Raw genomic sequence first — 21784 nt, 5'->3', positions numbered from 1 at the left:
GCGAACAAATGACGACGAAGCTCGGAGGGCCCGCCCGGCGGGCCCTCCCCGCCACCGAGCCGAGCCGGCATCAGAAGGACGAGAGCCGGCAACCAAAGAGCGGAACCAGCCTGACCGCGCAGTTCGTCAAGATCCTGCTGCTCGGCCTGGTCACGGCGTTCGCGGTCTGGGCCGCGTTCCCGCTGATCGCCGAGGAGCACTGGTTCGGTCTGGCGCTGCTGGTCGCGACCACCGCGGCGATCCTCTACATCTACCTGACACCACGGCACATCCCGGCGAAGTACCTCGTACCGGGAACGCTGTTCCTGGTGGTCTTTCAGCTGTTTCCGGTGCTCTACACGGCGAGCACGGCGTTCACCAACTTCGGCGACGGGCACCGGGGCAGCAAACAGGACGCGATCGTCGCGATCCAGACGTCCTCGGTCACCCGGGTTCCGGGCTCGGCCGAGTACGCGCTCTCGATCGCGACCCAGGGCGACCCGGCCACCGGACCGATCGTCTTCCTGATCACCGACCCGGCCACCAAGGCGGTCTCGATCGGTGACGCCGAGGGCCTCACGCCGGCCGGCGCCGTCACCGTGACGTCGAGCGGCAAGGTGACCGCGGCCGAGGGCTACACCGTGCTCAACGCCGGGCAGGCCAGCGCACGCAGCAAGGAGATCACCGAGTTCACGGTGCCCACGCAGGGCGGCGCGATCCGCTCGGCGGGACTGTCCCGGGCGTACGAGGGCAAGGCCGGCCGTGCTTACGACGCGGTGACCGACAGCATCCGGGACATGACCAGCGGCAAGTCCTGGGTGGCGGACGAGAGCGTCGGCGCGTTCGTGGCGGCCGACGGCGAGCGGCTGGCTCAGGGCTGGAAGGTCAACGTCGGGTTCGACAACTTCACCAGGGCGTTGACCGACGACACGATCTCGGGACCCTTCCTCCGTACCCTGATCTGGAATTTCGCCTTCGCTCTCGGATCGACCGGCTTCACGTTCGTGCTGGGCCTGTTCATCGCGCTGGCCCTGCACTCCAGCAGGGTGAGGGGACGCAATCTCTACCGGATCCTGCTGGTTCTGCCGTATGCGATGCCGTCCTTCGCCATGCTGCTGGTCTGGCGGGACATGTTCAACACCGACTTCGGCCTGATCAACAACCTGTTCGGTACGGACGTCGACTGGTTCGGTGGCGCCGCCTCGGCCCGGCTCGCGGTGATCCTGGTGCAGCTCTGGCTCGGATACCCGTACATGTTCCTGGTCAGCACCGGCGCGCTGCAGGCCATCCCGGGTGAGCTGCTGGACGCGACCAAGGTGGACGGCGCCGGTGTCTGGCAGAGCTTCACGAACGTCACCCTGCCGCTGCTGATGATCCCGCTGACCCCGCTGCTGATCTCGTCGTTCGCGTTCAACTTCAACAACTTCAACGCGATCTGGCTGACCACCGAGGGCGCCCCGTTCCCGGCGGACAACACCACCAACGGGGCGACGGACCTGCTGATCACGTACACGTACCGGCTCGCCTTCGGCGGCTCCGGCGCGCAGTACGGCTTCGCCGCCGCCATCTCGATCTTCATCTTCCTGATCGTCGCGACCATCTCCACGATCAGCTTCCGCCGGACCCGGCAGTTGGAGGAGGTCTACTCGTGACGCGCTGGATCAAGCAGGTCGGCTGGCGCCACCTGGTCGGCCTGCTCGGCCTGGTGTTCGCGCTCGGGCCACTGCTGTTCGTCCTCTCCGCCGCGATCAACCCGCAGGGCACGCTGGCGTCGAGCACGCTGGTGCCGTCCGGCGCCTCGGCGGAGAACTTCACGAAGCTCTTCTCGGACACCAACTTCGGGCACTGGTTCCTCAACTCGATCGTCATCGCCGGGGTGGCCGCGGCGGCGTCGGTGTTCCTGTCGGCGCTCGCGGCGTACGCGTTCAGCCGCCGCCGCTTCCACGGGCACCGGATCGGCCTGATGTCGCTGCTGCTGATCCAGATGTTCCCGCAGTTCCTGGCGGTCGTGGCGATCTTCCTGATGTTCTCCACGATCACCGACCTGTGGCCGGCCTTCGGCTTCAACACCTGGTGGGGCATGATCCTGCTCTACCTCGGCGGCGCGCTCGGCGTGAACACCTGGCTCATGAAGGGCTTCTACGACACCATCCCGAAGGAGCTCGACGAGTCCGCGGTGGTCGACGGCGCCACCCACGCGGAGATCTTCTTCAAGATCCTGCTGCCGCTGGTCGCGCCGATCCTCGCGGTCACCGGCCTGCTCGCCTTCATCGGCACCATGAACGAGTTCCTGATCGCGAACGTCTTCCTCACCGACAGCGAGTCCAAGACCCTCGCGGTCGGGCTCTACGGCCTGGTGGCGGGGGAGCGGGACGCCAACTTCGGCGTGTTCTGCGCCGGCACGCTGCTCACCGCGATCCCGACGGTCGGCGTCTTCATGTACCTCCAGCGCTACATCGTGGAGGGTCTCAGCGCGGGCGCGGTGAAGGGATGATCCCGCACCACGACGGCTCCGCCCTCTACGTCTCCAACCCGGCGCCCGCGCTGGGGGAGACGGTCGCCGTCTTCGTCCGGGCGCCGGCCGGCACCCGGATCTCGCGGATACACACCCGGTTCGTCCGCGACGGCGAACCGGTCTTCACCTCGGCGGTGGTCGACCGGCGGGACGCGTCCGGCGAGTGGTGGCGGGCGGAGGTCGAGGTCCGGAACCCGATCACCCCGTACCGTTTCCTGATCCGGACCGCGACCGGCGCGGTCCGCTGGCTCACCGCAGGGGGTCTGACCTCCTACGACGTGCCGGACGCCACCGACTTCCGGCTGGTCGCGCACCCGCCGGCGCCGGACTGGTCGCGGGACGCGATCGTCTACCAGATCTTCCCGGACCGGTTCGCCCGCTCGGCGGCGGCGGACGGGCGGCCGACGCCGGACTGGGCCGTGCGCTGCGACTGGGACACCCCGGTCGAAGGGCGTGGCCCGCTGGCCGCCACCCAGCTCTACGGCGGCGACCTGGACGGCATCGCCGAACACCTGGACCACGTCGCCGACCTGGGCGCGAACACGCTCTACCTGACGCCGTTCTTCCCGTCCCGCTCGAACCACCGCTACGACGGCGCCGACTTCGGCACGGTCGACCCGCTGCTCGGCGGCGACACCGCGCTGGTCCGGCTCACCGAGGCGGTGCACGCGCGGGGCATGCGCGTGATCGGCGACCTCACCACCAACCACACCGGCGACACCCACGAGTGGTTCCGGTCGGAGAAGGACTTCTACTACGTCGACGACGACGGCGGGTACGAGTCCTGGCTCGGCGTCCCCAGCCTGCCGAAGCTGAACTGGGGCAGCCCCGAGCTGCGCCGCCGGTTCGCGAAACTGGCACAGCACTGGCTCACCTACCCCTACGCGCTGGACGGCTGGCGGATCGACGTCGCGAACATGACCGGCCGGCGGGGCGCCGACGACTGGACCCGGGAGGTCGCCGCGCTGCTCGCCCGGGCCGTGCGGCAGGTCCGCCCGGACGCCATGCTGCTCGCCGAGCACGGCCACGACGCGACCGGCGACCTGGACGCGGACGGCTGGCAGGGCACCATGAACTACGCCGGCTTCACGCGTCCGGTGTGGAGCTGGCTGCGCGACGACGAGGTGCCGTTCCCGGACTTCCTCGGCGTGCCGGAGGAGATCCCGTTGCGGGACGCGGCCGACCTGGTGTCGACCATGACGGCGTTCGCGGCGCGGACGTCCTGGCGTTCCCGCGTCGCGTCCTGGCAGATCCTCAGCTCGCACGACACCCCGCGGATCAGGTCCGTGGTCGGCGGCCCGGAACGCCACGAGGTCGCCGCCGGTCTGCTCTTCACGCTCCCCGGCACCCCGATGATCTTCGCGGGTGACGAGCTGGGCCTGACCGGATACAACGGCGAGCACTCCCGTACCCCGATGCCCTGGAACGACACCGGCGGCTGGGACATGCGCACCCTGGCCCGGCACCGCGCCCTGGCGCGGCTGCGCGGCGGAACGCCGGCGCTGCGCGACGGTGGCCTGCGCTGGCTGCACGCCACCGGTGACCTGCTGGTCTTCCTCAGGGAGACCGCAGCGGACACGGTTCTGGTGGTGGCCCGGCGCGCGCCCGGCCTTCCGGTACGCGTGACCGGACTCGTCCCGCACGCGTGGGGCGACAACCTGTACGGCGGCGCCGAAGCCCTCAAATCCGGCGCCGATGGATCTATCGAAATCGACGGTGATGGACCAACCTTCCAGGTGTGGTCCGTCCGCCAGCACCCGAAGGGTTGTTAAGTGGCACCTCGAAAACGACGGCTGGGCGTCGCTCTGCTCAGCCTTCTGCTGCCTCTCATAGCCGTCCCCGCCGCCGCGTCTGCGGCAACGCCGGCCGCGCCGGAACCGAGCGCGGCCGTCATCGCCAACTGGGGCTCCGACCAGCGCACCGACAGCGAGCAGTACTACTTCGTCCTGCCGGACCGGTTCGCCAACGGCGAGAAGTCCAACGACCGGGGCGGCCTGGGAGGCGACCGGCTCTCCACCGGTTACGACCCCGCTGACAAGGGCTTTTACCACGGTGGCGACCTGAAGGGTGTGATCGACCGCCTCGATTACATCCAGGGTCTGGGCACCACTGCGATCTGGCTCGCGCCGGTCTTCAAGAACAACCCCGTCCAGGGTACGGGCGCCGACGTCTCCGCCGGCTACCACGGATACTGGATCACCGACTTCACGCAGGTGGACCCGCATTTCGGCACCAACGCGGACCTGAAGAAGCTGGTCAAGCTCGCGCACCAGCGGGGCATGAAGATCTTCCTGGACATCATCGTCAACCACACGGCGGACGTGATCCGGTACGCGGAGAACGAGTACACCTACGTCGACAAGGAGACGTCGCCGTACACGGACACCGAGGGCCAGCCGTTCGAGGACGCGAACTACGCGTCGGGGAAGTCCTTCCCGTCGACGGACGGGACCTCCTTCCCCTATACGCCGATCTTCCCGAATAAATCGGCCGCCAAGGCCAAAACCCCGGCGTGGCTCAACGACGTCACCATGTACCACAACCGGGGCAACTCCACCTTCGCCGGCGAGAACAGCGAGTACGGCGACTTCTACGGTCTCGACGACCTCTGGACCGAGCGCCCCGAAGTGGTCCGCGGCATGACCAAGATCTACGCCGACTGGGTGAAGAACACCGGCATCGACGGCTACCGCCTGGACACCGTCAAGCACACCAACCTGGAGTTCTGGCCGCAGTTCGCCGAGGGCATCGAGAAGGCCGCCGGGGACGACTTCTTCATGTTCGGCGAGGTCTACAGCGCCGACCAGGAGATCCAGTCCAGCTACGTGCGCGAGGGCGGCCTGCCGGCCACGCTGGACTTCTCCTTCCAGGAGGCGGCCCGCGGCTTCGTCACCGGCGCCAGCGGCGCCACGGCCCTCTCCGACCTGTACGCGAAGGACGACCTCTACACCGCGCGGGACACCGGAGCGGACCGGCTGCCGACCTTCCTCGGCAACCACGACATGGGCCGGATCGGCTCGTTCATCGCCTCCGCCGCCACCGCGGAGACCCAGCTCAAGCGCGACCAGCTCGCCCACGAGCTGATGTTCCTGACGCGGGGCCAGCCGGTCGTCTACTCCGGTGACGAGCAGGGCTTCACCGGCCCGGGCGGCGACAAGGACGCCCGCCAGGACCTGTTCGCCAGCAAGTCGGCGGATTACCTGGACGACGACCTGATCGGCACCGACCGCACCCACGCGGTGGACAACTACAACACGCGGCACCCGCTCTACCGGACCATCGCCGACCTCGGGAAGCTGCGCAAGGCCAACCCGGCGCTGACGAACGGCGTGCAGGTCACCCGGTACGCGGCCGAGGGCCAGGGCGTCTTCGCGGCGTCCCGGATCGACACCGCCAAGCGCTCCGAGTACGTGGTGGCGGTCAACAACGCGACCACCGAGCAGACGGTGACGTTCCCGGTGGCGACGGCGGGCACTTTCAAGGGTCTCTACGGGACGAATGCGACGCTTACCTCCGACGGCAAGATCACGATCACCGTTCCGGCTCTCTCCTCTGTGGTGCTGAAGGCGGACAAATCTCTCGCGGCGGCAACGGCCGCCCCGACGGTGACGATCACGAAGCCGGCGACCGGGGGCAGCGTTCCCACCCGGACCGAGCTCGTCGCCGAGACCACCGGCGACCCGCTCGCCACCGTCACGTTCGCGGCGCAGGTCGCGGGCGGCCCGTGGACGCTGGTCGGCACCGCGGACAAGGCCCCCTACCGGGTCTACCACGACCTGACCGGCTTGGCCGGCGGCGCCGAGGTGCGGTACAAGGCAGTGGTGCGTGACAGCAGGGGCCGCCTCGCGTCCTCGACCACGAAGATCACCGTCGGCACGCCGGAGGCGACGTCGACGGCGGGTTACGCGGTCGTGCACTACCAGCGGCCCGCCGGCGGGTACGACGACCAGAACCTCTACGTCTGGGGCGACGTCGACGAGTCGATGTCGACCACCTGGCCGGACGGGCAGCCGTTCATCGGCGAGGACTCCTACGGCCGGTTCGCCTACGTGAAGCTCAAGCCCGGTGCGAAGAGCGTCGGATTCATCGTGGTGAGCGACAGCGGCGTGAAGGACGTGGACGCCGACCGGACGATCGACGTCACCGCGAACCCGGAGATCTGGATCAAGCAGGGCGACGCCACGGTCCACCCGACCCGGCAGGCCGCCACCGGTGAGCCCGACCCGGCGCAGGACCAGAACAAGGCGATCATCCACTGGCGCAAGGCCGACGGGAACTACGACGGCTGGGGCCTGCACGTCTGGGAGGGCGCGGCCGACCCGACCGACTGGGCCAGCCCGCTCGCGCCGGCGCGGATCGACTCGTACGGCGCGGTCTTCGAGGTGCCGCTGGCGGCCGGGGCGAGCTCGCTGAGCTACATCCTGCACAGCGGCGACACCAAGGATCTGCCGAGCGACCAGTCGCTCGACTTCGCCAAGGCGGGTCGCGAGGTCTGGCTGCTCGCCGGCCAGGAGACCCGCCTGCTGCCGCTGGTCAAGACGGCCGCGGGCGTCGGCGAGATCGACGTGGCCACGTCGCGGGCGGTCTGGATCGACAGGCGCACGGTGGCGTGGAAGACCAGCACCGGGGACACCCTGGAGCCGGTCGGCGCGGGCGCCGACGGGAAGGTCTACGACCTGGTCCACGCCCCGGCAGGCGGGATCGGGGTCGCGAACGGGGAGCTGACCGGGTCGTACCGGAGCGTCCGGCTCTCCGCCCGTCGCGACGGGCTCACCGAGGCGCAGCGGGAGAAGTTCCCGCACCTCTGGCAGCACGGCGCCTTCACGCTGCCGGCCGGTGACATCACCGAGATCCTGAGGGGTCAGGTGGTGGTGACCGAGCGGGACGCGAAGGGCAAACTGCTCTCGGCGACCGGCGTGCAGCTCTCCGGTGTGCTGGACGACGTCTACGCGGCGGCCACCAGGGCCGAGCTCGGGCCGGCCAAGGGCGGCGTCGTCTCGGTGTGGGCGCCGACCGCGCGCAACGTCGAACTGGAGGTCTACACCGGGGACACCGCTGCGGTCCGCACGATGACCCGCGACGCCCGGACCGGTGTCTGGTCGGCGAGGAGCCTCAAGAACGGCGACTCCTACAAGTTCCGGGTGACCGCCTGGCAGCCCGCCACCCGGCAGGTCGTCACGGCGTCGGTCACCGACCCGTACTCGCTCGCCCTGACCGCCGACTCCACCCGCAGCGTCTTCACCTCGCTCGACGACGCGGCCGGCAAGCCGGTGGGGTGGGACCGTCTCCGTAAACCCCCAGCCACCGCGCCAGCCAAGATCCAGATCTCGGAGCTGTCGGTGCGGGACTTCTCGATCGCGGACGACTCCGTGCCGCCCGCCGAGCGGGGCACCTTCTCCGCCTTCACCCGGGCCGACAGCGCCGGGATGAAGCATCTGAAGGAGCTCGCCGGATCCGGTGTGACCCACCTGCACCTGCTGCCGGCGTTCGACTTCGCCACGATCCCGGAGAAGCGGGCCGACCAGGCCCAGCCGCCCTGCGACCTGGCGTCGTTCCCGCCCGACTCGGAGGAGCAGCAGGCCTGCGTCGCGAAGGTCGCGGCCACCGACGGCTACAACTGGGGATACGACCCGCTGCACTACACGGTTCCGGAGGGCGGTTACGCGGTCGACCCGGCGAACCGGACGGCTGAGTTCCGCTCCATGGTCACCGGAGTCAACCGGGCCGGCCTGCGCGTGGTGATGGACGTCGTCTACAACCACACGTCGGCGGCCGGCACCGACGCCAGGTCGGTGCTCGACCAGATCGTGCCCGGCTACTACCACCGCCTCCTGGAGGACGGCACGGTCGCCAACTCCACCTGCTGCGCCAACACCGCGCCGGAGAACGCGATGATGGGCAAACTGGTGGTCGACTCGATCGTTACCTGGGCGAAGGCGTACAAGGTCGATGGTTTCCGCTTCGACCTGATGGGCCACCACCCGAAGGAGAACATCCTCGCGGTCCGCAAGGCGCTCGACCGGCTCACGCTCGCGAAGGACGGCGTCGACGGCAAGAACATCTATGTGTACGGCGAGGGCTGGAACTTCGGCGAGGTGGCGAACAATGCCCGCTTCGTGCAGGCGTCCCAGACCGAGCTGGCCGGCACCGGGATCGGCACGTTCAACGACCGGCTCCGGGACGCGGTCCGCGGCGGCGGCCCGTTCGACGAGAACCCGCGCATCCAGGGCTTCGCGTCCGGCCTGCTGACCGACTCCAACGGCGACCCGGTGAACGGGGACGCGGCCGCCCAGAAGGCCCGCCTGCTGCACTACCAGGACCTGATCAAGGTCGGCCTGTCCGGAAATCTGCGGTCGTATCAGTTCACCTCGTCCTCGGGCGCGACGGTCAGTGGCGAAGACGTCGACTACAACGGCTCCCCGGCCGGCTACAACGCCGCTCCCGGCGAGGCCATCACCTACGTGGACGCGCACGACAACGAGATCCTCTACGACTCCCTCGCCTACAAGCTGCCGCAGGCCACCACGGCTGTGGATCGGGCGAAGGCGCAGTCGGTGGCGCTCGCGACCACGGTGCTCGGCCAGGGCATCGGGTTCGTGACCACCGGCAGCGAGCGGCTGCGGTCGAAGTCGCTGGACCGGAACTCGTACAACTCCGGCGACTGGTTCAACGCCATCGAGTGGGACTGCGCCAAGGGGAACGGTTTCGGCAGGGGACTGCCGCCGAAGCCGGACAACGAGTCGAAGTACGCGTACGCGAAGCCCCTGCTCGCCGACCCCGCCCTGATCCCGTCCTGTGCGGCGATCAACCTGGCCGACAGCCGCTACCAGGAGCTGCTGAAGATCCGGAAATCCACTCCGGTCTTCGGCCTGCCGACCGCGGCGCAGGTGCAGAAACGCCTGTCGTTCCCGCTCTCCGGCACGGCGGAGACCCCCGGCGTGATCACCATGACGCTGGACGGCCGGGGCCTCGACCCGAAGTGGAAGTCGGTGACGGTGGTCTTCAACGCCACCCCGTCGGCGGTCACCCAGAAGGTCACGTCCCTGGCCGGCAAGAAGGTGGCGCTGCACCCGATCCAGCAGCAGTCCACCGACCCGGCGGTCCGCTCCGCGTCGTTCGCGGCGTCGACCGGCACCTTCACCGTCCCGGCCCGCACGGTCTCGGTCTTCGTGCAGAGCTGACCGAGCCCGGCCCCGTTCGCGGCCACCGCGTTCCCGTTCAGCCCGGGTGCGCGGTGGCCGCTCCACGTGTCACGTCAAGAGGGCCGCCGCCACCGCCGCTCCCGGCGGCACGAACTGCCCGAGCGCCCCCGACCAGAGTTTCGGATGGGTGATCAGGAAGATCACCCCGGAGACGGTCATGAAGCAGCCCACATAGATCACCAGCGCCCGCCCCGCGCTCTCGTCCCCCCGGTGCAGCATCACCAGACCGACCAGGATGCCGACAGCCAGGAACAGGTTGTAGAGCCCGATGAAGAACCGCCACATCTGCGCCTCGGGCGCGTCGGCGGTGGAACCGGTGAGAAACTTGCGAACCGCCGGGCGGCGGTAGAAGAAGGCTTCCAGCGTCCCCGCGCCGAGATGGACAAGCGCGGCGACCACAGCGAAGACCTGTGCGACGGTGTTCATGCGCAGCATGGTGCGCCACCCGCCCGCCGCAACCCCCACTGTGCGCGCTCCCGGCCGCCGAGTTCCGCCTTTCAGGGCCAATTCCCTCGAGTACGGCGCCGACCCGTACCCAAACGCACCCTGACCCGTTCCACCCCCACCCCCGCTGAAGCCCCTTCCGCCGGCGCCCTTCGCCGCCGGCCCCGGCGCCCCCGCACGCCCCAGGCCCTCTCCCGCCCACCCAAGCGCCCCCACCCTGCGGCTCCCACCCCCACCCGCGCACGTCTCCCACCCGCACAGGCGCCCACCCGGACCCGTTGCCCAGCCGCGCCCGTGGCCGCAGCTTCTCCGGGCCCGCGCGGAAACGCCGACACCGCCGACCGCGACCGGCGGCCGACGCGTGGACCGGCGGCTTCTACTTGGTGACGCGGCGCCGCCGCCGGGCCGCCACCGCCTCCGGGTCCACGTCCGGCACCGACCACCGCGAAGCCTGCGCGATGCTCGTCTCCCGCCCGCTCGCCACGTGATCACGCGCCAGCTCCGCCGCCTTCTCCGCCGCCCCCGCTTCAATGGCGGCATACAGCTCTTCATGCTCAGCGCACTGCTGATCAGGGTCACGCTGGGCGGTGAGGCGGAACAACCAGTGCGTACGCGCGGCAAGCGGCCGCATCATCGCGCTCAGCAGTGGATTGTCCGACAGATCCACCAGGTCGGCGTGAAAGCCCGCGTTCGCGGCCGCCACTCCGTCGGAGTCGCCGGCGGCGGTCGCGGCCCGCGCGGCGGCGAGCCGGTCTTTCAGCCGGGCCAGTCCGGCGGTGTCGCGCCGCTGGGCGGTGAGGCGGGCGGCCAGGGCTTCCAGGGACTCCCGCACGTCGAACAGGTCACGGACGTCGGCGGGGGTGAACGGCGCGACGAGCGCGCCCTTGTGCGGCACGAGCAGGACCAGGCCGTCGGCTTCGAGCAGGCGCAGCGCCTCGCGCAGCGGGATCCGGGAGAGCTCCAGCTCGGCGGCGAGGTCACGCTCGACCAGGCGGGCGCCGGGTGCGAGCTCGGTGGCGAGGATCCGCCGCCGCAGCTCCTCGTAGGCGCGGTCACGCAGTGACGCCACAGGACCCCCCGGGCAGAAAATCCCATCCTAGGCCGCGCCGCAACCGCAGACGGCGAGGTGACAAGCGTGACCAGGCGCCGGGGTGGACCTCGCGGTATGAGGCGGCCGGGCTGCTCATTTAGGCAGTCCGGCACCGGCCGGGCACTTAGGGTTTTGCTCATGGGCACGGACTGGAACGCTCAACTGCGCCAGCAACTCGACCAGCACTGGCGGAGCCGGCTGCGTCCCCGGCTGGCGGGTCTGACCGATGACGAGTACTTCTGGGAGCCGGTTCCCGACTCCTGGAGCGTGCGGCCGCGGGGCACGAGCAACGCTTCGATGGCGGCCGGCGGCGGCGACATGGTGTTCGACTGGGCGTACCCGGCGCCGGATCCGCCGCCGGTGACCACGATCGCCTGGCGGTTCGGGCACATCATCGTGGGTGTGCTGGGCATGCGCCTGGCCCGGCACTTCCAGGGCGCGCCGATGGACTATCTGCGCCACCACTACGCCGGATCGGCCGCCGAGGCGCTGTCCCAGCTCGACACGATCTACGGGCAGTGGGCGTCGGCGGTGGCCGGGCTCGGGCAGGACGGCCTGGCGCGGCCGAGCGGCGAGGAGGGGTACGGCGACGACTCGATGGGCGCGCTGGTCCTGCACATCAACCGCGAGGTGATCCACCACGGGGCGGAGATCGCCCTGCTGCGTGACCTGTACCTACGCCGTTAGGGCACGGTCGTTGAGCCGCTCGTACAGGGTGGCCGCCGGCTCCGGGCGGCCCAGGTAGTACCCCTGAGCGAACTTGCATCCCATCACCGTGAGCAGCGCCAGCTGATCGCTCTCCTCGACACCCTCGGCCACCACCCGCAGGCCGAGGGTGTGCCCGAGCTGGATCACCGCGCTGACCAGCTCCTGCTGCCGCCCGTTGCCGACCAGCCCATTGATGAACGACCGGTCGATCTTGAGTACGTCGACCGGGATGTCACGGAGGTAGCCGAGCGAGGAGTACCCGGTCCCGAAGTCGTCGATGGCGATCTTGACACCGATCCGGCGCAGCTCCTCCAGCCGGGCCGAGGTTACCGCGACGTCGCGCATCAGGACCGTCTCGGTCAGCTCCAGCACCAGGCAGTGCGGGGAGAGGCCGGTCTCGGCGAGCGCGACCTCCACCTGCTGGGTGAGGTCCGGCTGCTCCAGGTGCGCGGCGGAGAGGTTCACGCTGACGAAGGCGGGCGCGGTCCGCGGGTTCAGGTCCTGCCACTGCCGGATCATCCGGCACGCCTCGCGCAGGATCCACCTGTCGATCTCGATGATCATCCCGGTCTCCTCGGCGAGCGGGATGAACGAGCCGGGCTGCTGCAGGCCGCGCTGCGGGTCCTGCCAGCGGACCAGCGCCTCGGCGCCGTACATCCGGCCGTCCGGCACACCGGCGACCGGCTGCAGGTAGAGCCGCAGCTCGCCGCGGTGCACCGCCTCCCGCAGCCGGGCCTCCTGGTCGAGACGGCTGAGCAACTGCTCGTGCATCCGCGTCTCGAAGATCATGAACCGGTTCTTGCCCTCGTCCTTGGCGGCGTACATCGCCACGTCCGCGTTGCGCACCACCTCGTCGGCGTCGGTGTACCGGGCCGCGTCCGGCACCACGCCGATGCTCACCGTGACCACGGCCTCCCGGTGGTGCAGCAGGAACGGCCGGGCCAGCGCCTCCAGGGCGGCTCGGGCAACGGCCTCGACGACGTCCGGGCCGGCCGGCTCCAGCAGCACCGCGAACTCGTCGCCGCCGAGCCGGGCCACCGTGTCCTGCGGCCGGAGCAGACCGATCAACCGCTCCGCGGCGGTACGCAGGAGCGTGTCCCCGGCGTTGTGCCCGAGGCTGTCGTTGACCCGCTTGAACCCGTCCAGATCGAGATAGAGGATCGCGACCTGCTCGCCGGACGCCCGGGACCGGGTGAGCGCGTGCTCCAGCCGGTCCAGCAGCAGCTTGCGGTTCGGCAGGCCGGTCAGCCCGTCGTGCAGCGCCTGATGACGCAGGTCGTACTCCAGGGCCCGCTGCCGGCTGACGTCACGCAGCACGACGACCGCGCCGATCGTGCGGTCGTCCTTCTCGATCGTGCTGATCGTGTACTCGACGCGTACCGAGGTGCCGTCCGGACGCTGCAGGCGCCCTTCGCGGGTGCCCGGCGTGAGGCTGCCGGTCGCTTCCGGCATCAGGGTGGTGGCCTCGCGCTGGAGCAGCCCGGTCACGCCGACGCCGGTGATCCGGCCGGCGGCCTCGTTGGCGAACGCGATCCGCCCGGTCGCGTCGACGCCGCAGATGCCCTCGCCCGCGTTGGCGAGGATGCTGTCGGTGTACTCCTTGGCGAGGATCTCCCGCGCGGAGCGCTCCAGTTGCTCGGCCATCGCGTTGAAGGCACGGGCGAGCGTGCCGATCTCGTCCCGGCCGGTCGACGGCACCCGGTGCGAGTAGTCGCCGCTGCGGATGACCCGCACCGCGGAGGTCAGCGCGCGGATCCGCCGGGTGACCGAGCCGGCCACGCCGAAACCGATGAGCAGCACCAGCACCACGGCGATCGTCGAGCTGGTCAGGATCACCTTCTGCGCCTGCCGGGCACCGGCCATCATCTGGTCGTAGAGCGGCGTGTACTCCAGGATCACCGCGCCCAGCATCGCGCCCTGGCCGCTGCGCATCGGCACCACGACCTGTTTGATGCCGTCCGGATAGTCGGCGCTGGTCTCGACGAAGTCCCGGGCCTTGCCGTCGGTGAGGGTCTTCCCGACCTCGTTGCCGGTGTCGTGGTCGAAGATCTCGCCGACGTTCGCCGGTATCACGTCGGCGAGGATGTACTTGCCGCCGTCGACGACCACGACGTCGCGCTTCTGCGTGGTGTGCAGGCGCTGCAGGTAGTTGTTGAGCCCGGTCTGGCTGTAGTAGAGCGGGATCGGCACCTCGTCCGGCGTGTCCACCGGCAGGCCGTTGCCGATGTCCGAGGCGATGCCGGTGGCCAGCTGTTTGGCCTCCTCGACGGCGGCCTTCTCGGCGGAGGCATTGTCCGCCCGCCAGGCCACGAGCGCGGTGGCGGCCAGCAGGAGCGCCACCAACAGGTACCCGCCGAGGAGCTTCTGCCGTACGTTCATCAACCTGCCTATCGGCGGGCATCCTCCAGAATTGAGTCGTCTGGGGCGGGAGTTCTCTTCGGGCGAATTCGACAGGCGATCCGGCCGCCGGTCCGGCCGGCGATGCCGATGCCGACCGCCACCAGGACCGCCGCCCCCGCGACCCCGCCGACCACCGCGGTCGGCACGTCGAACAGTTTGAGGGCGCTGGCCAGCAGCACGATGATCAGCGCGCTGCGAACCAGGCCGCCGGGCGCGCGGGAGGAGATCCGGGACCCGATCAGCACGCCGGGGATGGAACCGAGGATCACCGCACCGGCGATGTCGAGCTGCAGGTCGCCGAAGATCGCGTGGCCGAGTGCCGCGGCCGTGACCAGCGGGACGGCCTGCACCAGGTCGGTGCCGACCAGGTCGTTGGCGCGCAGTTTCGGGTAGAGCGCGAGCAGCGCCACGATGATCAGCGACCCGGAGCCGACCGAGGTGAGGCCGACGACGAGCCCGCCCATCACGCCGACCAGCAGGGTCGGCAGCGGCCGGACCGTGATCGCGGCGGGCGGGCGGCCCGCGTCGCGGCGACCGGTCCAGGCCTTGAGCAGCATGCCGGCCACCGCCAGCAGCAACGCCACGCCGAGCGCGATCTTGACGCCGTGCTGCACGCTCTCGTCGGTGCCGAACTGCTTGAGCAGCAGCGCCCCGGCGAAGGCGCTGGGCACGCTGCCGGCGCAGAGCCAGCCGACCAGGCGCCAGTTCACCGTGCCGCGCCGGGCGTGCACCCAGCCGCCGAACGGCTTCATGATCGCGCTGGCGGCCAGGTCGCTGGAGATCGCGGCGACCGGGTGCACGCCGAAGAGCAGCACCAGCACGGGGGTCATCAGCGCACCCCCGCCCATGCCGGTCAGGCCGACGATGATGCCGACCCCGAGTCCGGCCAGCGCCATGATCGGATCCATGGCGAAAAAGTCTGCGCGACAATCCCCGCCTTGTCTACTAAATCAGTTGAGATTGTCGAGATTCCCGCATGGTGAGCGACAGGCGTAAAGGGTCTGTCTTATCCGCCGTCGGCGCCTCTCCTCTCAAGGCCGGCGCCGGCCAGCCGATCAGAACGGCTCGGACGCGGCCGCCCGGCCGCTCGTTCCTGTGGAGGTGCCACGTGGATCCGCTGCTGTCGCTCGCACGCGAGGAGATGGTTCGCCGCCTCACCACGGCCGCCGGGCAGATGACCGCGACCGTCGACATGCTCACCACGCTGCGCGACCTGGCCGGTGACGTCCGCGGCACCGAGTCGATGCGCGCCGCCATCGAGGAGCTGACGCTCACCCGCGACCGGCTGCTCGGCCAGGCCCGCTCGATCACCGGCTGCGCGCCCGTGGGGTAGGCCCCCGCGATAGCGGGTAAGGCCACCGGCATGGAGAGACTCGACTGGCTGGCCGTGGTCCGGCACGGGCTGAGCACCGGCAACGTCACCGCGCAGGAGGCCGAGGCCGGCGGCGCCGAGATGATCGAGATCCCGGAGCGGGACGCCGACGTGCCGCTCTCGGACACCGGCCGGGAGCAGGCCGAGGCGGTCGGCCGCTTCCTGCGCGAGCAGCGGCCCGATCTCGCGGTCGTCTCGCCGTACCTGCGGACCCGGCAGACCGCGGAGATCGCGCTGGCCGGCTCGGGTGTGCCGGTCGTGGTCGACGAGCGGCTGCGCGACCGGGAACTGGGCGTGCTCGACCTGCTCACCGCGCGTGGCGTCGAGGCGCGGCTGCCCGACGAGGCCCGCCGGCGGGCCCGGCTCGGCAAGTTCTACTACCGGCCGCCGGGCGGCGAGTCCTGGGCCGACGTGCTGCTGCGGCTGCGGGCCCTGCTGCGGGAGGTCCGCGAGGACCACCCGGGCGGCCGGGTCGTGCTCTTCGCGCACGAGGCGACCGTGCTGATGGTGCGCTACCTCACCGAGGGCCTGCTGGAGCAGGAGCTGATGGAGCTCGCGCACCGGACCGCGATCGCGAACTGCTCGGTGAGCAGCTGGCGCCTCGACGGCGACCGGCTCGTCCCGGAGCTGTTCAACGCGGTGGAGCACCTCGAGCGGGAGGACGCCGAGCCGACCCGGCAGGAGGACGTCAATGCCGAACCGGTCTGAGGAACGGGTGATCACGCCGGGGCTGCTGCACGAGTGGGCGCTGCCGGATCCGCAGGGTGACAAGGAGTCGCGGGGCACCGTGCTCGTGGTCGGCGGGGCACGGCGTACCCCCGGCGCTGTCCTTCTCGCCGGTGTGGCGGCGTTGCGCGCCGGCGCCGGAAAGCTGCAGCTCGCGGTCGCCGACGCGTCGGCCGTGGCGCTCAGCATCGCGGTGCCGGAGGCGCTCGTGGTCGGCCTCTCCGGCGACATCCTTGAGCTCGCCGGCTCGGCCGACGTGATCCTGCTCGGGCCCGGCCTCGACGACATCGACGACACCATCCGGCTGATGCGCTCGGTCCTCGGCGCGGCCGGCGAGGAGACCGGGGTGGTTCTCGACGCCTACGCCCTCGGCGCCCTCAGCAAGGATCCCGATCTGGTACGCCAGCGTCGCGTGGTGCTCACCCCGAACATCACCGAGGCCGGTCACCTGCTGGGTCGCGAACCCGGCGACGATCTGGCCGCCGCGGCCCGCGAGCTGGCCGAACGGTACCGGGCGGTGGTCTCGCTCTACGGTTACGTCGCCGACCCGGACGGCGGGGCCTGGCGCGAGGAGAGCGGCGACACCGGCCTCGGCACCTCCGGCAGCGGCGACGTGCGCGCCGGCATCGTGGCCGGGCTGCTCGGGCGCGGTGCGGATCCGGCGCAGGCGGCGTGCTGGGCGGCGTACGCCCACGCGATGAGCGGCCGCCGGCTGGCCCCGCGGTACGGCCGGGTGGGCTTCCTCGCGCGGGAACTCGTGGACGAGGTGGCATCCACGATTGCAATGGTCTGACGGGGGTACGCCTAGTTACGTCACTGTCACACCGTGGAAGGAGTCAACCCCCATGACCACCGCCCGCGACATCATGTCCAGGGACGTCACCTGCGTCGGCGAGAAGGAGACACTTGCGGACGCGGCACGGAAGATGTCCGAGCTCAACGTCGGCTCGCTGCCGATCTGCGGCGAGGACAACCGGCTGCACGGCATGCTGACCGACCGCGACATCGTCATCAAGGCCCTCGCGCAGGGTCGTAACGCGGCCGATGTGCGCGCCTCCGAGCTGGCCCAGGGAAAGCCGATCACGGTCGGCGCGGACGACGACGCTGCCGAGATCCTGCGTACGATGAGCCAGCACAAGGTGCGCCGGCTCCCGGTGATCGACGGCCACCAGCTGGTCGGCATCGTCGCGGTCGCCGACGTGGCCCGCGCGCTGCCGGACCGCCCGGTCGGTGACCTGATCGACGCGATCAGCGAGTGATCGTCCGATGTCGAGGGGCCTGAGGGCCCCTCCTCATCTTCCCTCTAGCCGTCGAACGACTCCCAGTCCAGGCCCAGTTTGCGCAGCCGGCGCAGCAGTGATCGGTGCCGCGCGCCCACGTACACCTCGAACCAGTCGCCGTCGTCCTCGCCGACCAGCGCGACCACGCCGGGTCCCACGTAGAACCGGGACTTCGCGCACGGCCAGCGCATCGGCCGCAGCGGCACCCGGCGCAGCGGACCGACGATGCGCCGGGTCTGCGCGCGGTCGGCGAACGCCATCCCGCCCGGCGAGGAGTCCATCGCGGCATGGGCAAGAGCGACCATCATCAGGTACGCCCCGAGCCGCTCCCGCTCCCGCAGCGGCTGATCGCTGAGCCCGTGGTACCAGACCCGCGGGTCGTCCCCGGCCGCCTCGGTCAGGAGGGTGAAGACCCCGTCACCCTCCTGACCGAACGCGATCATCCCTGGCTCGCTCGTCGCGGCGGCTTCCCGGAAGATCTCCAGTGCCCGGCCGTAGACCTCGGCGCGCCCGGCGGCGGCCCGGTGGAACGTTTGCAACGGCTGGGGGAGTCCGGCGGTCTTCTCGGGTGCGCCGGACGGTACGTCGTTGTACCAGCCGGCGACGAATCGCTCCAGCGCCGTGGCCGGATCGTCCGGCAGCAGGTTCACCCAGTCGATGTCCGGTTGTGGCCCGGGCGGGCCGGTCGGGCGTACCCGATCGAGGAACTCATAGGGGAGCGGCGCGTCCAGGCGCAGCTCGAGATCCTGCACCGCGCCCCGGCGCCGACCGATTCTGGTCACCCTTGCCGCGCCGAGCGCCAGGCATCCCTCCGGCAGCCGGGCGAAAGCCAGGACCGCCGGTTGCGGTTCCCCCGCGAGATGCCGTTCGACGACGCGCGGCAGCGGTCCGGGCACGGTCAGATCCTCGTGGGTACGCACCCCGCCGGCCACGACCACCACGACGCCGTGCGGTCCCGCCGCGAACCACGCGCCGCTCCCACCGGTCTCCTCCGCGCCGGGCCCGGCGGCGGCGAGCGCAACCGGCTCGGCGACGACGGACCAGAGGCGGATCTCCATCCACCCACGGTATTGGATAGATGATCACCATCGTGTCCGGTATGCGACAAGCGCCTTTCGCTCCGCACGGGTGCATGCTGTTACAGAGAGTCCTCATGCATGTGCACGGAGTTTTCATCTCCGGGGGATGTGATGCTGGTGGGCGAGCACTTCTACCTGCGCCCGTCCTGGTCCTGCCAGGGTTGCGGCGAGCCGTGGCCGTGCGCCCGAGCCCGGGCCGATCTGATGGCCCAGTACCGCCCGGAGCGCATCAGCCTGGCGATCTATCTGGGCGCGGTGCTGGCGGACGCCCTCCACGACGGGCTGGGCACCTCCTGTCCCGAGGCTCTGTACCACCGCATGCTCGGCTGGATCCGCCCCTAGTCCTCGCCGCCCCGGTCCGGAGCCGGGCTCACGCCCAGGTCAGCACCGCCAGCGGCAACCCTCCGCCGGCTGGCGCAGCGTCTGGCCGGCCCGTCGGCGGGGGCGAGCCGTACCTAATGCTCGTGGTCGGTGGCGCGCGCCGCACAGAGGAACGAGCCCCCGACCGCGAACGCCCCCAGCACGCCCAGCGAGATCTGCTGCTGATGGTCCGACTGCCGCTCGTAGACCTCCTGGTTCACCTCGATCACCCGGTCGTGGTCCTCCAGCACGTACCGCCCGTCCTTCATGGCCGGGTTGCCGTCGAGCGCGGCGAAGGCAAGCACGACCGCCAGCCAGAAGCCGAAGAACACCAGTCCGGCCGTGATCGCCGCCCAGTGCGGCACGTGCGGTGGCACCCACGACGCGAGCCGCCAGGGGCGCATCGGCTGCCGGGTGCGATATCCGCGCCGGTTGCTGAGAACGCCCGCCGCGAAACCCGGAACGGTGAGGAAGGCGGCGACGCCGACCGCGACGGCAGCGGCGAAGGGCCGCGCCCCGGCGGCCAGCGACACGATGAGGGTGGCCGACCAGAGCACACCGGCCCCGCACATCAGGCTGAGCAGCAGCAGTCCCCGGCGCGAGATCATCACGGAAGACGCTAATGGCCCGCAGGGTCCCGAGGTGGCCGTTTCGGTGCTACGGTGAGAGTTCGCTCTGTCTGTGACTGAAAAAGTCAGAGAGAACCATTATTAGATTACGACCTAGGGGGCGTCTTGTCAAGTCTGTCAAGTGATCTGCCGGCAGCACTTGCGGAAGAGCAGCGGCACCTCACCCTCACCTACCGGCACCTCGACGAGCTGCGCGAGCAGGCGTGTCGCCACCTCGCCACCGCCAACCGGGAAGCCGGTGGCACCCCGCACGCCCGGTCCCACCGCGACGCCGTCAGCGCGCGGTACGCCGAGCGCCTCGCCCAGCTCGCGGCCGTCGAGCAGGGCCTCTGCTTCGGCCGGCTCGACCTGCAAAGCGCCGCGGACGTGCGAAGCGGCGCGGACGTGCGAAGCGGCGCGGACGTGCGAAGCGGCGCGGACGTGCGAAGCGCCGCGGACGTGCGAAGCGGCGTGGACCCGCACAGCGGCGCCGGCGCTCTCTACATCGGCCGGATCGGCATGCACGACACCGAGGAGCCGCTGCTCATCGACTGGCGAGCGCCCGCCGCCCGCCCCTTCTACACCGCGACCGCGATCACCCCGGAGCGGGTGGAACGACGCCGGCACATCCGCACGCGCGACCGCACCGTGATCGGCCTCGACGACGAGATCCTCGGCATGTCGGTGGCCGACGCGACGAGCACCGGCGACAAGACGCTGACCGGTGAGGCCGCCCTGCTCGCCGCACTCACCGCGAGCCGGACCGGCCGGATGCGCGACATCGTCGAGACGATCCAGGCCGAACAGGACCGGGTGATCCGGTCCGGCCTCGGCGGCGTGCTGGTCGTCCAGGGCGGCCCCGGCACCGGCAAGACGGCTGTCGCGCTGCACCGCGCCGCGTACCTTCTCTACACCCACCGCGAGCAGCTCAGCTCCCGTGGCGTACTGATCATCGGGCCGAACGCGACGTTCCTGCGCTACATCTCCCAGGTCCTGCCGTCCCTCGCGGAGACCGGCGTGCTGCTGGCGACGCCGGGCGACCTCTTCCCGGGGGTCACCGCACGGCGGCCGGAGCCGCCGGCGGCGGCCGAGATCAAGGGTCGCGCGCAGATGGTGGAGATCTTGCTTGCCGGGGTACGGGACCGCGAACGAGTCCCCGAGGCCCCCCGCACGATCGTCGCCGACCGGCATCGGCTCACCCTCGACCCGGTCCGGGCCGAGGCCGCCCGTGACCGGGCTCGCGCCTCCGGCCGCCTGCACAACCTGGCCCGCCCGATCTTCGCCGACGCGGTGCTCGACGCGCTGGCCGACCAGGTCGCCGACACGATCGGCTACGACCCGTTCTGGAACGACCCGCTCGGCGAGGACGACGCGCTGCCCTCGGACAACGTCCTGGACGACGCCGACCGGGCCGACCTGCGCGCCGATCTGGCCGCCGCGCCCGAGGTGCGTGCCGTGCTCGACGAGCTGTGGCCGGTGCTCACCCCGCAGCAGTTGCTCGCCGGCCTCTTCGCGGACGAGGCGGCGCTGGCCCGGGTCGCGCCCGGGCTCACCCCGGCCGAGCGGGCGCTCCTGCACCGGCAGCCCGGCGGTGACTGGTCTCCGGCGGATGTGCCGCTGCTCGACGAGGCGGCCGAGCTGCTCGGCGAGGACGACCGGGCGGCGCGCCTCGCGGCGGCACGGGAGCAGCGGGACCGGCTCGCGTACGCCCAGGGCATCCTGGACATCACGGCCGGCTCGAAGGCGTACGAGCTGGAGGACGACGACGAGGCCGCCATCCCGAACGTCTCCGACGTGATGGAGGCGGACATGCTGGCCGAGCGGCTGGCCGAGCGGGAGTGGCGGTCCGCTTCCGACCGGGCGGCCGCCGACCGCAACTGGATGTTCGGGCACGTGATCGTCGACGAGGCGCAGGAGCTCTCCCCTGGCCTGGAGTTCGACAGCGTGATCGTCGTGGACCCGGACGCCATCCGCACCGAGTCCCCGCGCGGCCCGAGCGACCTCTACGTGGCCCTGACCCG

Annotated in this window: 16 protein-coding genes and 1 pseudogene; 11 read left to right on the top strand and 6 right to left on the bottom strand. The window is 70.8% G+C overall.

Annotation, left to right across the window (positions count from 1 at the left end):
* Positions 1–8 precede the first annotated feature (8 nt).
* The 4 genes from AMIS_RS30260 to pulA are packed head-to-tail and all read left to right on the top strand — an operon-like array spanning position 9 to position 9675.
* The gene (locus AMIS_RS30260) at positions 9–1631 is read left to right on the top strand and encodes an ABC transporter permease subunit (protein WP_014446252.1); all 1623 of its coding nucleotides are present in this window, start codon (positions 9–11) and stop codon (positions 1629–1631) included.
* Positions 1628–2473 (top strand): sugar ABC transporter permease, encoded by an 846-nt coding sequence (locus AMIS_RS30255; protein WP_014446251.1) that lies wholly within the window; start codon positions 1628–1630, stop codon positions 2471–2473. The genes AMIS_RS30260 and AMIS_RS30255 overlap by 4 nt, the downstream gene beginning before the upstream one ends.
* Positions 2470–4266: a glycoside hydrolase family 13 protein gene (locus AMIS_RS30250; RefSeq protein WP_014446250.1), complete on the top strand. Its 1797-nt coding sequence runs from the start codon at positions 2470–2472 to the stop codon at positions 4264–4266. The genes AMIS_RS30255 and AMIS_RS30250 overlap by 4 nt, the downstream gene beginning before the upstream one ends.
* Positions 4267–9675: a pullulanase-type alpha-1,6-glucosidase gene (gene pulA, locus AMIS_RS30245; protein WP_014446249.1), complete on the top strand. Its 5409-nt coding sequence runs from the start codon at positions 4267–4269 to the stop codon at positions 9673–9675.
* 69 nt (positions 9676–9744) lie between these two features.
* Here pulA and AMIS_RS30240 read toward each other — a convergent pair whose 3' ends face one another.
* Together AMIS_RS30240 and AMIS_RS30235 are read right to left on the bottom strand one after the other, a co-directional pair.
* A complete protein-coding gene (locus AMIS_RS30240; RefSeq protein WP_041831449.1) occupies positions 9745–10122 on the bottom strand; it encodes a DUF1304 domain-containing protein in 378 nt (125 codons plus the stop codon).
* Positions 10123–10516: 394 nt separating this feature from the next.
* The gene (locus AMIS_RS30235) at positions 10517–11209 is read right to left on the bottom strand and encodes a GntR family transcriptional regulator (protein ID WP_014446247.1); all 693 of its coding nucleotides are present in this window, start codon (positions 11207–11209) and stop codon (positions 10517–10519) included.
* A 159-nt stretch (positions 11210–11368) separates the two neighbouring features.
* Between AMIS_RS30235 and AMIS_RS30230 the strand changes: the two genes are divergently transcribed.
* Complete coding sequence (locus AMIS_RS30230) at positions 11369–11917, top strand: DinB family protein (RefSeq protein ID WP_014446246.1); 549 nt, start codon at positions 11369–11371, stop codon at positions 11915–11917.
* Here the strand turns inward: AMIS_RS30230 and AMIS_RS40955 are convergent.
* Complete coding sequence (locus AMIS_RS40955) at positions 11906–14317, bottom strand: putative bifunctional diguanylate cyclase/phosphodiesterase (RefSeq protein WP_014446245.1); 2412 nt, start codon at positions 14315–14317, stop codon at positions 11906–11908. The genes AMIS_RS30230 and AMIS_RS40955 overlap by 12 nt on opposite strands.
* 8 nt (positions 14318–14325) lie before the next feature.
* Positions 14326–15246, bottom strand: a complete 921-nt coding sequence (locus AMIS_RS30220) for a sulfite exporter TauE/SafE family protein (RefSeq protein WP_014446244.1) — start codon at positions 15244–15246, stop codon at positions 14326–14328.
* A 200-nt stretch (positions 15247–15446) separates the two neighbouring features.
* On the opposite strand from AMIS_RS30220, the gene AMIS_RS30215 reads away from it, so the two are divergent.
* Genes AMIS_RS30215 through AMIS_RS30200 form a run of 4 tightly spaced genes read left to right on the top strand, consistent with a single transcriptional unit; the run spans position 15447 to position 17695 of the window.
* Entirely contained in the window at positions 15447–15671 is a 225-nt protein-coding gene (locus AMIS_RS30215; RefSeq protein ID WP_014446243.1) for a hypothetical protein, read from the top strand.
* Between the two features lie 30 nt (positions 15672–15701).
* Complete coding sequence (locus AMIS_RS30210; RefSeq protein WP_014446242.1) at positions 15702–16418, top strand: histidine phosphatase family protein; 717 nt, start codon at positions 15702–15704, stop codon at positions 16416–16418.
* Complete coding sequence (locus AMIS_RS30205) at positions 16402–17229, top strand: NAD(P)H-hydrate dehydratase (RefSeq protein WP_041830156.1); 828 nt, start codon at positions 16402–16404, stop codon at positions 17227–17229. The genes AMIS_RS30210 and AMIS_RS30205 overlap by 17 nt, the downstream gene beginning before the upstream one ends.
* Before the next feature lie 52 nt (positions 17230–17281).
* A complete protein-coding gene (locus tag AMIS_RS30200; RefSeq protein ID WP_014446240.1) occupies positions 17282–17695 on the top strand; it encodes a CBS domain-containing protein in 414 nt (137 codons plus the stop codon).
* A gap of 44 nt (positions 17696–17739) precedes the next feature.
* On the opposite strand, the gene AMIS_RS30195 is transcribed toward AMIS_RS30200, so the two are convergent.
* Positions 17740–18774, bottom strand: coding sequence for a hypothetical protein (locus AMIS_RS30195; protein ID WP_014446239.1), 1035 nt, complete (start codon positions 18772–18774; stop codon positions 17740–17742).
* Positions 18775–18912: 138 nt separating this feature from the next.
* On the opposite strand from AMIS_RS30195, the gene AMIS_RS30190 reads away from it, so the two are divergent.
* Positions 18913–19137, top strand: a complete 225-nt coding sequence (locus tag AMIS_RS30190; RefSeq protein WP_386933881.1) for a hypothetical protein — start codon at positions 18913–18915, stop codon at positions 19135–19137.
* A gap of 113 nt (positions 19138–19250) precedes the next feature.
* Here AMIS_RS30190 and AMIS_RS30185 read toward each other — a convergent pair whose 3' ends face one another.
* Entirely contained in the window at positions 19251–19763 is a 513-nt protein-coding gene (locus AMIS_RS30185; RefSeq protein WP_014446237.1) for a hypothetical protein, read from the bottom strand.
* A gap of 126 nt (positions 19764–19889) precedes the next feature.
* Between AMIS_RS30185 and AMIS_RS44320 the strand changes: the two are divergent.
* A pseudogene (locus AMIS_RS44320) lies at positions 19890–21689 on the top strand (HelD family protein); the annotation flags it as partial.
* Between the last annotated feature and the right edge of the window lie 95 nt (positions 21690–21784).

Origin of the sequence: Actinoplanes missouriensis 431 (assembly GCF_000284295.1) — a bacterium.
Taxonomy (GTDB): domain Bacteria; phylum Actinomycetota; class Actinomycetes; order Mycobacteriales; family Micromonosporaceae; genus Actinoplanes; species Actinoplanes missouriensis.
The sequence above is the reverse complement of the archived record's forward strand: the minus strand, read 5'-3'. Positions and strand labels throughout refer to the sequence as shown.